The organism is Streptomyces sp. NPDC042336, from assembly GCF_055581985.1.
The window spans coordinates 1-14,021 of sequence record NZ_JBVJEA010000013.1 but is presented as its reverse complement, the minus strand read 5'-3'; the positions used below and the strand labels follow the sequence as shown (position 1 = coordinate 14,021).

11 protein-coding genes are annotated in these 14,021 nt (G+C 70.6%); all 11 read left to right on the top strand.

From position 1 onward, the window contains the following. The first annotated feature begins 118 nt into the window (after positions 1-118). Positions 119-2,251, top strand: coding sequence for an excinuclease ABC subunit UvrC (uvrC, locus tag ACZ6IM_RS26015; RefSeq protein ID WP_052841594.1), 2,133 nt, complete (start codon positions 119-121; stop codon positions 2,249-2,251). Then, complete coding sequence (gene rapZ / locus ACZ6IM_RS26010) at positions 2,248-3,264, top strand: RNase adapter RapZ (RefSeq protein WP_469559527.1); 1,017 nt, start codon at positions 2,248-2,250, stop codon at positions 3,262-3,264. The genes uvrC and rapZ overlap by 4 nt, the downstream gene beginning before the upstream one ends. A 7-nt stretch (positions 3,265-3,271) precedes the next feature. Next, on the top strand, positions 3,272-4,363 hold the full coding sequence (locus ACZ6IM_RS26005; RefSeq protein ID WP_030185802.1) for a gluconeogenesis factor YvcK family protein: 1,092 nt from the start codon (positions 3,272-3,274) through the stop codon (positions 4,361-4,363). Further along, positions 4,354-5,343, top strand: coding sequence for a DNA-binding protein WhiA (whiA, locus tag ACZ6IM_RS26000; protein ID WP_030185801.1), 990 nt, complete (start codon positions 4,354-4,356; stop codon positions 5,341-5,343). The genes ACZ6IM_RS26005 and whiA overlap by 10 nt, the downstream gene beginning before the upstream one ends. Positions 5,344-5,518: 175 nt before the next feature. Then, the gene (locus tag ACZ6IM_RS25995) at positions 5,519-8,491 is read left to right on the top strand and encodes a M14 family metallopeptidase (RefSeq protein ID WP_469559524.1); all 2,973 of its coding nucleotides are present in this window, start codon (positions 5,519-5,521) and stop codon (positions 8,489-8,491) included. 227 nt (positions 8,492-8,718) lie between these two features. Beyond that, entirely contained in the window at positions 8,719-9,729 is a 1,011-nt protein-coding gene (gap, locus tag ACZ6IM_RS25990; RefSeq protein WP_052841597.1) for a type I glyceraldehyde-3-phosphate dehydrogenase, read from the top strand. A gap of 134 nt (positions 9,730-9,863) precedes the next feature. After that, positions 9,864-11,075, top strand: a complete 1,212-nt coding sequence (locus ACZ6IM_RS25985) for a phosphoglycerate kinase (RefSeq protein ID WP_469559520.1) — start codon at positions 9,864-9,866, stop codon at positions 11,073-11,075. Between the two features lie 5 nt (positions 11,076-11,080). Then, a complete protein-coding gene (gene tpiA, locus ACZ6IM_RS25980) occupies positions 11,081-11,857 on the top strand; it encodes a triose-phosphate isomerase (RefSeq protein WP_052841599.1) in 777 nt (258 codons plus the stop codon). A gap of 135 nt (positions 11,858-11,992) precedes the next feature. Beyond that, positions 11,993-12,229 (top strand): preprotein translocase subunit SecG, encoded by a 237-nt coding sequence (gene secG / locus ACZ6IM_RS25975; RefSeq protein WP_402553452.1) that lies wholly within the window; start codon positions 11,993-11,995, stop codon positions 12,227-12,229. 213 nt (positions 12,230-12,442) lie between these two features. Next, positions 12,443-12,778 (top strand): RNA polymerase-binding protein RbpA, encoded by a 336-nt coding sequence (locus ACZ6IM_RS25970; RefSeq protein WP_003976875.1) that lies wholly within the window; start codon positions 12,443-12,445, stop codon positions 12,776-12,778. 92 nt (positions 12,779-12,870) lie between these two features. Continuing rightward, the coding region (gene pgi / locus ACZ6IM_RS25965; RefSeq protein WP_469559516.1) for a glucose-6-phosphate isomerase at positions 12,871-14,021 on the top strand (1,151 nt) is incomplete at its 3' end.

Here is a 14,021-nt window from a genome sequence, read left to right as displayed (position 1 = left end):
CGTGACCGGACGGCCCCGTACCGTTCTCCCCGGCCTTCTCCGCGGGCTGTCCACAGGGGCCCGGTCCGTCGTCCACAGCCCCGCCGAAGTGTCGGTCCGCGCCAGTAGGGTGTGAGTCATGGCCGACCCCTCCAGCTACCGCCCCAGGCCGGGAGAGATCCCGGACTCCCCGGGGGTGTACAGGTTCCGTGACGAGCACCGCCGGGTGATCTACGTCGGAAAGGCGAAGAGCCTGCGCCAGCGCCTGGCGAACTACTTCCAGGACCTGGCGCACCTGCACCCGCGCACCCGCACCATGGTCACGACGGCCGCGTCCGTGGAATGGACGGTGGTGTCCACGGAGGTCGAGGCGCTGCAGCTGGAGTACTCCTGGATCAAGGAGTACGACCCCCGGTTCAACGTCAAGTACCGCGACGACAAGAGCTACCCGTACCTCGCGGTCACGATGAACGAGGAATTCCCGCGCGTCCAGGTGATGCGCGGCCAGAAGAAGAAGGGCGTGCGTTACTTCGGGCCGTACGGGCACGCCTGGGCGATCCGCGACACGGTCGACCTCCTGCTGCGCGTCTTCCCGGTGCGCACCTGCTCCGCGGGCGTCTTCAAGAACGCCGCCCGCACCGGCCGCCCCTGCCTGCTCGGCTACATCGGCAAGTGCTCGGCGCCCTGCGTCGGCCGCATCACCCCCGACGACCACTGGGACCTGGCCGACGAGTTCTGCGACTTCATGGCCGGCCGCACCGGTACCTACCTGCGCCGCCTGGAGCGGCAGATGGCCGAGGCGGCGGAGGACATGGAGTACGAGCGGGCGGCGCGCCTGCGGGACGACATCGGGGCCCTCAAGAAGGCCATGGAGAAGAGCGCGGTCGTCCTCGCCGACGCCACCGACGCCGACCTGATCGCGGTCGCCGAGGACGAGCTGGAGGCCGCCGTCCAGATCTTCCACGTACGCGGCGGACGCGTGCGCGGTCAGCGCGGCTGGGTCACCGACAAGGTCGAGGAGATCACCACCGGCGCCCTCGTCGAGCACGCCCTCCAGCAGCTGTACGGCGAGGAGAGCGGCGACGCCGTCCCCAAGGAGGTCCTGGTCCCCGCGCTGCCCGACCCGGTGGAGCCCGTCCAGCAGTGGCTGACCGAGCGCCGCGGGTCGGGAGTGTCGCTGCGCATCCCGCAGCGGGGCGACAAGAAGGCGCTGATGGAGACCGTCCAGCGCAACGCCCAGCAGGCCCTCGTCCTGCACAAGACCAAGCGCGCCTCCGACCTGACGACGCGCTCGCGCGCGCTGGAGGAGATCGCCGAGGCCCTCGACCTGGACAGCGCCCCGCTGCGGATCGAGTGCTACGACATCTCACACCTCCAGGGCGACGACGTCGTGGCCTCCATGGTCGTCTTCGAGGACGGGCTGGCCCGGAAGAGCGAATACCGCCGGTTCCAGATCAAGGGCTTCGAGGGACAGGACGACGTCCGTTCCATGCACGAGGTCATCACCCGCCGCTTCCGCCGCTACCTCGCCGAGAAGGAGAGGACCGGTGAATGGGCGGACGGCGAGGCACCGACCGACGGCGACCGGCAGGCGACCGGCGGGGGCGCCGCGGACGACGGCGCGGCACTCACCGACGGGCAGGAGCTCACGGACGGCCCCGCGCTCAAGGACGACGACGGCCGGCCCAAGCGCTTCGCCTACCCGCCCCAGCTCGTCGTCGTCGACGGCGGACAGCCGCAGGTCGCGGCCGCCCAGCGGGCGCTGGACGAGCTGGGCATCGACGACATCGCCGTGTGCGGTCTCGCCAAGCGCCTGGAGGAGGTCTGGCTGCCCCGCGACGACGACCCGGTCGTCCTGCCCCGCACCAGCGAGGGCCTCTACCTGCTGCAGCGGGTCCGCGACGAGGCCCACCGCTTCGCGATCACCTACCAGCGCGCCAAGCGCGCCAAGCGCTTCCGCTCCAGTCCGCTGGACGACGTGCCCGGCCTGGGGGAGACCCGCAAACAGGCGCTGATCAAGCACTTCGGTTCAGTGAAGAAGCTGCGGTCGGCGACGATCGACCAGATCTGCGAGGTGCCCGGCATAGGCCGCAAGACGGCCGAGACCGTCGCCGTGGCCCTCGCCAAGGCCACCCCGGCCGCGCCCGCCGTGAACACGGCGACCGGAGAGATCATGGATGACGACGACGGGGCACCCGAGACGACGGCGGATGCCCCGGGGGAGCCCGTGACCGCGGGCACCCCGGACGAACGACGGGGGCAGGAGAGATGACCGAGCACGAGGCACAGCCCGCAGCCGGACGGGAACAGGCACAGTCCGCGGCCGGACGGGAACAGGCACAGCGCACAGCCGGACGGGAACAGACCCGCGACGACGGAGCACAGGTGAGTACGGGCAAGGAAACAGCCGGGGCGCACGAGGCGGCCATCCCCGAGCTGGTGATCATCTCCGGCATGTCCGGAGCCGGCCGCTCGACCGCCGCCAAGTGTCTGGAGGACCTGGGCTGGTTCGTCGTCGACAACCTCCCGCCCGCGCTGATCCCCACCATGGTGGAGCTCGGCGCCCGTTCCCAGGGCAACGTGGCCCGCATCGCGGTGGTCGTCGACGTCCGCGGCCGGCGCTTCTTCGACAATCTGCGCGAGTCCCTCGCGGACCTCGACGCCCGCGGCGTCACCCGCCGGATCGTCTTCCTGGAGTCCTCCGACGACGCCCTGGTGCGCCGCTTCGAGTCGGTGCGCCGCCCGCACCCCCTCCAGGGCGACGGCCGGATCGTCGACGGCATCGCCGCCGAGCGCGCCCTCCTGCGCGAGCTGCGAGGCGACGCCGACCTGGTGATCGACACCTCCAGCCTCAACGTCCACGAGCTGCGGGCCAAGATGGACGCCCAGTTCGCCGGCGAGGAGGAGCCCGAACTGCGGGCCACGGTGATGTCCTTCGGCTTCAAGTACGGCCTCCCGGTCGACGCCGACCTCGTCGTCGACATGCGCTTCCTGCCCAACCCGCACTGGGTCCCGGAGCTGCGCCCCTTCACCGGCCTCAACGAGGAGGTGTCGAGCTACGTCCTCAACCAGCCCGGGGCCAAGGAGTTCCTGGACCGCTACGCCGAGCTGCTCCAGCTGATCGCCGCGGGCTACCGTCGGGAGGGCAAGCGCTATGTGACCGTCGCCGTCGGCTGCACCGGCGGCAAGCACCGGTCCGTGGCCATGTCGGAGAAGCTCGCCGCCCGGCTCGCCGCCGAGGGCGTGGAGACGGTGGTCGTCCACCGGGACATGGGACGGGAATGACACGGGAATGACAGGACGTACTCCGCGGCTGAGCAGGCTGCGCCGGGTGGTGCCCGAGGGACGCGGCGGCAGACCGGCCGACGCCCGTGCCGCCCGGCCCGAACAGGCGCGCGGCGGCAAGCCGCGCCGCCGGGGCGCCCAGCCCAAGGTCGTCGCGCTGGGCGGCGGCATGGGCCTGTCCGCCTCGCTCGCCGCGCTGCGCCGGATCACCGGCGACCTCACCGCCGTCGTCACCGTCGCCGACGACGGCGGCTCCAGCGGGCGCCTGCGCGACGAGCTGGGCGTCCTGCCGCCCGGCGACCTGCGCAAGGCGCTGGCCGCGCTGTGCGGCGACGACGACTGGGGCCAGACCTGGGCCCGCGTCATCCAGCACCGCTTCCAGTCCCAGGGCGACCTGCACGAACACGCGGTCGGCAATCTGCTGATCGTCGCCCTGTGGGAGCAGCTCGGCGACCACGTCCAGGCGCTGGACCTGGTGGGCAAGCTGCTCGGCGCGCACGGGCGGGTGCTGCCCATGTCCGCCGTCCCGCTGGAGCTCCAGGCGCTGGTCAGGGGCCACGACCCGGAGCGGCCCGACGAGGTGGACACCGTACGGGGACAGGCGACCGTGGCGCTCACGCCCGGCGAGGTGCAGTCCGTGCACCTGGTGCCCAGCGACCCGCCGGCCGTCCACGAGGCGGTCGACGCCGTCCTGGACGCCGACTGGGTGGTACTGGGCCCCGGCTCCTGGTTCTCCTCGGTGATTCCGCACCTGCTCGTGCCGGATCTGCTGGACGCGCTGGTCGAGACGAAGGCGCGCCGGGTGCTCTCGCTGAACCTCGCCCCGCAACCCGGAGAAACTGAGGGCTTCTCCCCGCAGCGTCATTTGGAGGTTTTGGGACGACACGCCCCTAAACTCGCCCTGGACGTGGTGCTGGCCGACGAGGCCGCCGTGCCCGACCGTGACTCGCTCACCGACGCCGCGAAACGGTTCGGCGCCGCGGTCGAGCTGGCTCCGGTCGCCCGGACCGACGGGACCCCGAGGCACGACCCGGAGCTGCTGGCCGCCGCGTACGACCGTATTTTTCGGATGCATGGAAGGATCGGCCCATGGCGATGACGGCAGCGGTGAAGAGCGAGATCTCCCAGCTCCCCGTCACCCGGACCTGCTGCAGAAAGGCGGAGGTCTCCGCCGTCCTGCGGTTCGCCGGCGGCCTCCACCTGGTGAGCGGACGCATCGTGATCGAGGCGGAGCTGGACACCGGGAACGCGGCCCGTCGGCTCAAGCGGGACATCCTGGAGATCTTCGGGCACAGCTCGGAGCTGATCGTGATGGCTCCGGGCGGGCTGCGCCGCGGTTCGCGTTTCGTGGTCCGGGTGGTCGCGGGCGGTGACCAGCTGGCCCGGCAGACCGGTCTGGTGGACGGCCGGGGCCGCCCGATCCGGGGCCTGCCCCCGCAGGTGGTCTCGGGGGCCACCTGCGATGCCGAGGCCGCCTGGCGCGGGGCCTTCCTGGCGCACGGCTCGCTCACCGAGCCCGGCCGCTCCTCCTCCCTGGAGGTGACCTGCCCGGGCCCCGAGGCGGCCCTCGCCCTGGTCGGCGCCGCCCGCCGGCTGTCGATCCCGGCCAAGGCCCGCGAGGTGCGCGGCGTGGACCGGGTCGTGGTCCGCGACGGGGACGCGATCGGCGCCCTGCTCACCCGGCTCGGCGCCCACGACTCCGTGCTGGCCTGGGAGGAGCGCAGGCTGCGGCGCGAGGTCCGCGCCACCGCCAACCGGCTCGCCAACTTCGACGACGCCAACCTTCGCCGTTCGGCCCGCGCGGCCGTCGCCGCCGGCGCCCGGGTGCAGCGCGCCCTGGAGATCCTCGCCGACGACGTGCCCGAGCACCTCGCCGCGGCGGGGCGCCTGCGCATGGAGCACAAGCAGGCCTCCCTGGAGGAGCTGGGCGCGCTCGCCGACCCGCCGCTGACCAAGGACGCCGTCGCCGGACGCATCCGCCGCCTGCTGGCCATGGCCGACAAGCGGGCCTCGGACCTCGGCATCGCCGGTACGGACGCCAACCTCGGCGAGGAACTGGCCGACAACCTGGTCGGCTGACCGGGCCGGCAGGTCCGCCAACGAGCCGGTGCCGGAGCCCGCTTGGGTGACCGGCACCGGCTTTCGCGTGTCCTTGCCGTGCTCTTGACTCGATCATGAGCTGTCATGAGCCTGGCATCTGTTCGCCGCTGTGGCGAACGCAGGCCTGTCGGACAGGCCCCATCTAGGGGGGTTCATGAGACGAAGAGCGAGATCGATCCTCGCCGTCGGCGCGCTCCTGATCGGCGGAGCGAGCTTCGCGCCCATTGCCCAGGCACAACCCGCGGACCCGGGGACCCCGGACGCGAACGAAGTGAAGGTCTTCCGCGCCGACGTCACCAAGGAGCAGGTACCCCTGCTGCTGGCCGCCGGACAGGACGGCCACGAACTCGGCGAGCAGGTACCCGACCGGGGAACCGCCGCCGTCGAGCTGTACCTCACCGAGAAGCAGGCCGGCACGCTGGAGAGACAAGGCGTCGACCTCGTCGAGCACACCCTGTCCGCCAAGGCCGCCGAGCGCGTCGAGAGCGCCGCCGACGGCGTCTTCCGTCCCTACAGCGGCAGCGGCGGTCTGCGCGAGGAGATCCTGCGGACCGCCCAGGAGAACCCCGGCCTCACCAAGGTCGTCTCCATCGGCAAGACGGTCAACGGCCAGGACATCCTGGCGCTCAAGCTCACCCAGCACGCGAAGAAGTCGAAGGACGGCTCCAAGCCCTCCGTCCTCTACATGTCCAACCAGCACGCGCGCGAGTGGATCACCCCGGAGATGACCCGGCGGCTGATGCACCACTACCTGGACAACTACAAGAAGGACCGGCGGATCAGGGAGATCGTCGACTCCACCGAACTGTGGTTCGTCCTGTCGGCCAACCCCGACGGCTACGACTACACCTTCGAGGACACCGACCACCGCCTCTGGCGCAAGAATCTGCGCGACGTCAACGGCGACGGCACCATCAGCACCGGCGACGGCGTCGACCTCAACCGCAACTTCGCCTACAAGTGGGGCTACGACGACGAGGGCTCGTCCCCCAACCCCACCAGCGAGACCTACCGCGGCGCGAGTCCCGGCTCCGAGCCCGAGACCAAGGCGCTGGACGCCTTCCAGAAGCGGATCGGCTTCACGTACGGCATCAACTACCACTCCGCCGCCGAACTCCTCCTCTACGGCGTCGGCTGGCAGGTGGCCACCGACACTCCGGACGACGTCCTCTACAAGGCGCTGGCCGGCACCCCCGACAACTCCGCGATCCCCGGCTACCACCCGCAGGTCTCCTCGGAGCTGTACACCACCAACGGCGAGGCCGACGGACACGCGGCCAACGTCAACGGCATGGCGATGTTCACCCCCGAAATGTCGACCTGCCAGACGGCCTCCGACGTGGACCCCGACGACCAGTGGAACGCGCGCGACTGCCAGTCGGGCTTCAACTTCCCCGACGACGAGAAGCTGATCCAGCAGGAGTTCGCCAAGAACGTCCCCTTCGCGCTCTCCGTCGCCGAGACCGCCGCCCACCCCGACCGGCCGTCCTCCTCGGTCGGCCTGGACGCCGCCGACTTCACCCCCGCCCCCTTCACCACCTCCTACGCGCGCGGCGCCGGCCAGGAGGTCTCCGTCGTCGTCCGCAAGTCCGTGCGCGACAAGGAGCTGAAGTACCGCGTCAACGGCGGACGCACCCACGACGTGGCGCTGCGGCCCTGGCGGGGCGGCGAGACGTACGGCGGTGAGGACAACCTCTACTTCGACGAGTACCGGGCCGAGGTCCGGGGCGCCGACCCCGGCGACCGCGTCGAGGTCTGGTTCACCGGCGAGACGCCGCGGGGAGGGCACGACCGGCACGGCAAGCGCACCGAGAGCGAGCACTTCACGTACACGGTCGCCGACCGGCCCCGCGCCGACGTCCTCGTCGTCGCCGAGGAGGGCGCGAAGGCCACCCGGACACAGACATACGTGGACGCGCTGAGGGCCAACGGCCACCGCGCGGCCGTCTGGGACGTCGCCACGCAGGGCGCTCCCGACGCGCTCGGCGTCCTCGGACACTTCGGCACCGTCGTCCACTACACGGGCGCCGCGGTGCCCGGCAACGCCACCCAGCTCCAGCTGCGCGCCTTCCTCAACGAGGGCGGCAAGCTGATCGAGGCCGGCGAGCAGGCCGGCGGCGACGTCGACCTCGGCGGCGGCACCCTCTCCGACGACTTCAGCCAGTACTACCTCGGCGCCTACACCCGCACCTCCACCTCCGGCGCCACCGGCTTCACCGGCTCCGGCAAGCTCGACAAGACCGGCGGCACCCTCGGCGACGCGCCCGGCAACCCGCTGGACGCCGCCGGGACCTACAGCGTGACCTCCGACGAGCTGGACCCCGGCACCTACCCGCAGTTCGCGAGCGAGGGCGCCGGGAAGTTCGCCGGGACGGTCAACCCGTACGGGCCGTACGCGGGGGAGTGGATGGCCGCCGCCGTCCACACCGACGACTCCTACAAGCGCCTGACCCGCACCGTCGACCTCACCGGTGTCACCGCCGCCGACCGCCCCACGCTCCGCACCCAGCTGCTGTGGGACACCGAGCGCGGCTACGACCACGCCCTGGTCGAGGCCCACACCACCGGCGGCGACGACTGGACGACCCTGCCCGAGGCGAACGGCGCCACCGGCACGGCCGTGCCCGCGGAGTGCGCGGCCGGGTTCTACATGGGCGAGCACCCCTGGCTCGGGCACTACCTGACCCTCTCCGACGACGGCTGCACCGCCACCGGCACCACCGGGCAGTGGAACAGCCTCACCGGCTCCTCCGGCGGCTGGAAGCAGGTCGAGTTCGACCTGAGCGCCTACGCCGGGAAGTCCGTCGAGCTGTCGGTCGCCTACGTCACCGACCCCGGCAGCGGCGGCCGCGGCGTCCTCGCCGACGAGGCCTCCCTGGTCGTCGGGGGCACGGCGACCCAGACCGAGGGCTTCGAGACCTCGCTGGGCGCCTGGCAGGTCTCCGGACCGCCCACCGGCAGCCCCGCCGTCCTGAAGGACTGGGCCCGCACCGGGACGCTGTTCCAGACCTACGGCGCGATCACCACGGACGACACCGTGCTGCTCGGCTTCGGACTGGAGCACCTCGCCGAACCGGCCGCCCGCGCGGCACTGGTCCGGCAGGCGCTGCATGCCCTGGACGAGTGAATTCCGGTGAGCGGGGGACTGGCCCGGTGTAGCCAAATCGGGTGATCGGTCCCCGTCGCCAAGGGCGGTCCGTACCCCTACTGGCGGGTACGGACCGCCCTGCCGGGTATGGGCCGTCTCGATGTCACCCCCGACGCCGTAGGGAGGTAGGGTCGGAGGTGGTCGGGGACATCCCAAATACAGCTCGCCGGCACATCGGGCCGGCGTACCAACGAGGAGATCGGTTCGTGACGATCCGCGTAGGCATCAACGGCTTTGGCCGCATCGGTCGCAACTACTTCCGCGCGCTGCTGGAGCAGGGTGCGGACATCGAGATCGTGGCTGTCAACGACCTGGGTGACACCGCGACCACCGCCCATCTGCTGAAGTACGACACCATCCTCGGCCGCCTCAAGCACGAGGTCACGCACACCGAGGACACCATCACCGTCGGCGGCAAGACCATCAAGGTCCTCTCCGAGCGCAACCCGGCCGACATCCCGTGGGGCGAGCTGGGCGTCGACATCGTGATCGAGTCGACCGGCATCTTCACGAAGAAGGCGGACGCGGAGAAGCACATCGCCGGCGGCGCCAAGAAGGTCCTCATCTCGGCTCCGGCCAAGGACGAGGACATCACCATCGTGATGGGCGTCAACCAGGACAAGTACGACCCGGCGAACCACCACGTCATCTCCAACGCCTCCTGCACCACCAACTGTGTGGCGCCGATGGCCAAGGTCCTCGACGAGAACTTCGGCATCGTCAAGGGCCTGATGACGACGGTGCACGCGTACACGAACGACCAGCGCATCCTGGACTTCCCGCACAAGGACCTGCGCCGCGCCCGTGCCGCCGCGGAGAACATCATCCCGACCACCACGGGTGCCGCCAAGGCCACCGCGCTGGTCCTGCCGCAGCTCAAGGGCAAGCTCGACGGCATCGCGATGCGCGTCCCGGTCCCGACCGGCTCGGCCACCGACCTGGTCGTGGAGCTCCAGCGCGAGGTCACCAAGGACGAGGTCAACGCCGCGTTCAAGAAGGCCGCGGACGGCGGCGACCTCAAGGGCATCCTGTTCTACACCGAGGACGAGATCGTCTCCTCGGACATCGTCGGCGACCCGGCCTCCTGCACCTTCGACTCGTCCCTGACCATGGTCCAGGACGGCAAGTCGGTGAAGATCCTCGGCTGGTACGACAACGAGTGGGGCTACTCGAACCGCCTCGTCGACCTCACGGTCTTCGTCGGCAACCAGCTCTGATCGACTTCAGCAAGGCACCTCGATGCGGTAGCAGGGCTCGGACAGCGCAAGGTCGCGCTGCCCGGGCCCTGCGTCGCGTCCGCCGCGACCAGTCCTCGTAGGATCACGAGCGATCCGAGAACCCAGGAGCCCTCTTGAAGACGATCGACGAACTGCTCTCCGAAGGCGTCGCGGGCAAGCGCGTCTTCGTCCGCGCCGACCTGAACGTCCCGCTGGACGGCACGACCATCACCGACGACGGCCGCATCCGCGCCGTAGTGCCCACCGTCAAGGCGCTGGCCGACGCGGGCGCCCGCGTGATCGTCGCCTCGCACCTGGGCCGCCCCAAGGGCGCCCCGGACCCCGCCTTCTCCCTCGCCCCGGCCGCCGCCCGCCTCGGTGAACTGCTCGGCGCCGACGTCGCCTTCGCCGAGGACACGGTCGGCACCTCCGCCGAGGCCGTCGTCTCCGGCCTCGCCGACGGCCAGGTCGCCGTCATCGAGAACCTGCGCTTCAACGCGGGCGAGACCAGCAAGGACGACGCCGAGCGCGCCGCCTTCGCCGACAAGCTGGCCGGCCTTGCGGACGTCTACGTCGGCGACGGCTTCGGCGCGGTGCACCGCGGGCACGCCTCGGTCTTCGACCTGCCCAAGCGGCTCCCCCACTACGCCGGGTACCTCATCGCCACCGAGGTCGGCGTGCTCAAGAAGCTCACCGACGACGTCAAGCGCCCTTACGTGGTCGCCCTCGGCGGCGCCAAGGTCTCCGACAAGCTCGCCGTCATCGACCAGCTGCTCGGCAAGGCCGACCGGCTGCTCATCGGCGGCGGCATGGCGTACACCTTCCTCAAGGCCAAGGGGTACGAGGTCGGCATCTCCCTGCTCCAGGAGGACCAGATCCCGGCGGTCCAGGAGTACATCGAGCGCGCCGAGAAGAACGGCGTCGAGCTGGTCCTGCCGGTCGAGGTCCTGGTCGCGCCCGAGTTCCCCGACCTCAAGACGAAGGCCCCGGCCCACCCCACCACCGTCGCCGCGGACGCCATCCCGGCCGACCAGGAGGGTCTGGACATCGGTCCCGAGACCCGCAAGCTGTACGCATCGAAGCTCGCCGACGCCGCCACCGTCTTCTGGAACGGCCCCATGGGCGTCTTCGAGCACCCCGACTACGCCGAGGGCACCAAAGCGGTCGCCCAGGCCCTCGTCGAGGCCCCGGGCTTCACCGTGGTCGGCGGCGGCGACTCCGCCGCGGCCGTGCGCACGCTCGGCTTCGACGAGAACGCATTCGGCCACATCTCGACCGGCGGCGGCGCCTCCCTCGAATACCTCGAGGGCAAGACGCTCCCCGGCCTCGCCGCACTGGAGGACTGACCCCGATGACCACCCGCACGCCGCTGATGGCGGGCAACTGGAAGATGAACCTCAACCACCTGGAGGCCATCGCCCACGTCCAGAAGCTCGCCTTCGCCCTCGCGGACAAGGACTACGACGCCGTCGAGGTCGCCGTCCTCGCCCCCTTCACCGACCTGCGCTCCGTGCAGACCCTGGTCGACGGGGACAAGCTCAAGATCAAGTACGGCGCCCAGGACATCTCCGCGCACGACGGCGGCGCCTACACCGGCGAGATCTCCGGCCCCATGCTGGCCAAGCTGAAGTGCACGTACGTGGCTGTCGGCCACTCCGAGCGCCGGCAGTACCACGCCGAGACCGACGAGATCGTGAACGCCAAGGTCAAGGCCGCCTACAAGCACGGCCTGACCCCGATCCTGTGCGTCGGCGAGGAGCTGGACGTCCGCGAGGCCGACAACCACGTCGAGCACACCCTCGCCCAGGTCGAGGGCGGTCTGAAGGACCTCCCGGCCGAGCAGGCCGAGTCCGTCGTGATCGCCTACGAGCCCGTGTGGGCCATCGGCACCGGCAAGGTCTGCGGCGCCGACGACGCCCAGGAGGTCTGCGCGGCGATCCGCGGCAAGCTCGCCGGGCTGTACTCCCAGGAGCTGGCCGACAAGGTCCGCATCCAGTACGGCGGCTCCGTCAAGTCCGGCAACGTCGCCGAGATCATGGCGAAGCCCGACATCGACGGCGCCCTGGTCGGCGGCGCCTCGCTGGACTCGGACGAGTTCGTCAAGATCGTCCGCTTCCGCGACCAGTAGCCGGCGCCCGGTCGAGAGGCAGATCGACCAGTGAGTATGCGCTAGCGGCGATACGTCGTACCCTTGCGGGGGCATGGTGGCCTGCTGTCACCGTGCCCCCGTCGTTCATCCGAATCCGAGGAAGTTGGTCCAGCCGTGGTTTTGGGGTTCTCGATCGCCCTGATCGTCTTCAGCCTGCTGCTGATGCTGCTGGTGCTGATGCACAAGGGGAAGGGCGGCGGCCTCTCCGACATGTTCGGTGGCGGCATGCAGTCGTCCGTCGGCGGCTCCTCGGTCGCCGAACGCAACCTCGACCGGATCACCGTCGTGGTCGGTCTGTGCTGGTTCGCGTGCATCATGGTGCTCGGCCTGATCATGAAGGCCAACAACTGAGGGGTCCCGTCGCCCCGTCACACACTTGTGCACGTAAAGCCCCATGTCCGGTACGCGCCTCGGCGCGCCGCCTATCATGGGGCTTGCGTCTGTGCACTGGAGCTTGTAACTCCAAATACTGGACGCGCGTTGGGCCTTACGTAGACTGAGGCGCTCGCAGCGTAGCGAAACGCCGACTCGCTTCGCGGCACCATCACGCAGGGAGTTACGACCGTGGCAAGTGGCAACGCGATCCGGGGAAGCCGGGTCGGGGCGGGGCCGATGGGCGAGGCCGAGCGTGGCGAGTCCGCGCCGCGTCTGCGCATCTCCTTCTGGTGCTCCAACGGACACGAGACACAGCCGAGCTTCGCGAGCGACGCCCAGGTCCCGGAGACCTGGGACTGCCCGCGCTGCGGCTTCCCCGCCGGACAGGACCGGGACAATCCGCCGGACCCGCCGCGCACCGAGCCCTACAAGACCCACCTCGCGTACGTGCGCGAGCGCCGCAGTGACGCGGACGGCGAGGCGATCCTCGCCGAGGCGCTCGCGAAACTGCGCGGCGAGATCTAGTTCCCTCTCCGTCGGACGCCTTCACTCCTGATCATTAAGGTGGGAACAGCCGGGACAGCTGGGACACCCAAGGAAGAAGGCTGACGTCCGACATGAACGCAGACGGTCGTACCAGGCTCCACCAGACGCCCGAATGGGCCGCGCTGGCCAAGCACCGCGAGCAGCTCGGCGAGGTGCGGCTGCGCGAGCTGTTCGCCGCGGACCCGGAGCGCGGCACCGGCTGGACGCTCCGCGTGGGAGACCTGTACATCGACTACTCGAAGCACCTGGTCACCGACGAGACCCTGCGGCTGCTGCGCGATCTGGCCGCCGCCACCGACGTGTTCGGGCTGCGCGATGCGATGTTCCGCGGTGAGCGGATCAACATCACCGAGGACCGGGCCGTGCTGCACACGGCGCTGCGTGCCCCGCGGGACGCGGTGGTCGAGGTCGACGGCGAGAACGTGGTCCCCAAGGTCCACGCGGTGCTCGACAGGATGGCCGGCTTCGCCGACCGGGTCCGCTCCGGCGAGTGGACCGGTCACACCGGCAAGCGCATCCGCAATGTCGTCAACGTCGGCATCGGCGGCTCCGACCTCGGTCCGGCGATGGCCTACGAGGCGCTGCGGGCCTTCACCGACCGCTCGCTCACCGTCCGCTTCGTGTCCAACGTGGACGGCGCCGACCTGCACGAGGCGGTCCGGGACCTGGACCCGGCCGAGACGCTGTTCGTCATCGCCTCCAAGACCTTCACCACCATCGAGACGATCACCAACGCCACCTCGGCGCGCTCCTGGCTGCTGGCCGGCCTCGGGGGCGACGAGAAGGCGGTCGCCAAGCACTTCGTGGCGCTGTCGACCAACGCCGAGAAGGTCGCGGACTTCGGCATCGACACGGCCAACATGTTCGAGTTCTGGGACTGGGTCGGCGGCCGGTACTCCTTCGACTCGGCGATCGGGCTCTCGCTGATGATCGCCATCGGCCCGGACCGCTTCCGGGAGATGCTCGACGGCTTCCGCATCGTCGACGAGCACTTCCGCAACGCCGAGGCCCCGGCCAACGCGCCGCTGATCCTCGGTCTGCTGGGCGTCTGGTACGGCGACTTCCTTCACGCGCAGTCGCACGCGGTCCTGCCGTACTCGCACTACCTGTCGAAGTTCACCGCCTATCTCCAGCAGCTCGACATGGAGTCCAACGGCAAGTCCGTGGACCGGGACGGGAACCCGGTGGAGTGGCAGACCGGGCCGGTGGTCTGGGGCACGCC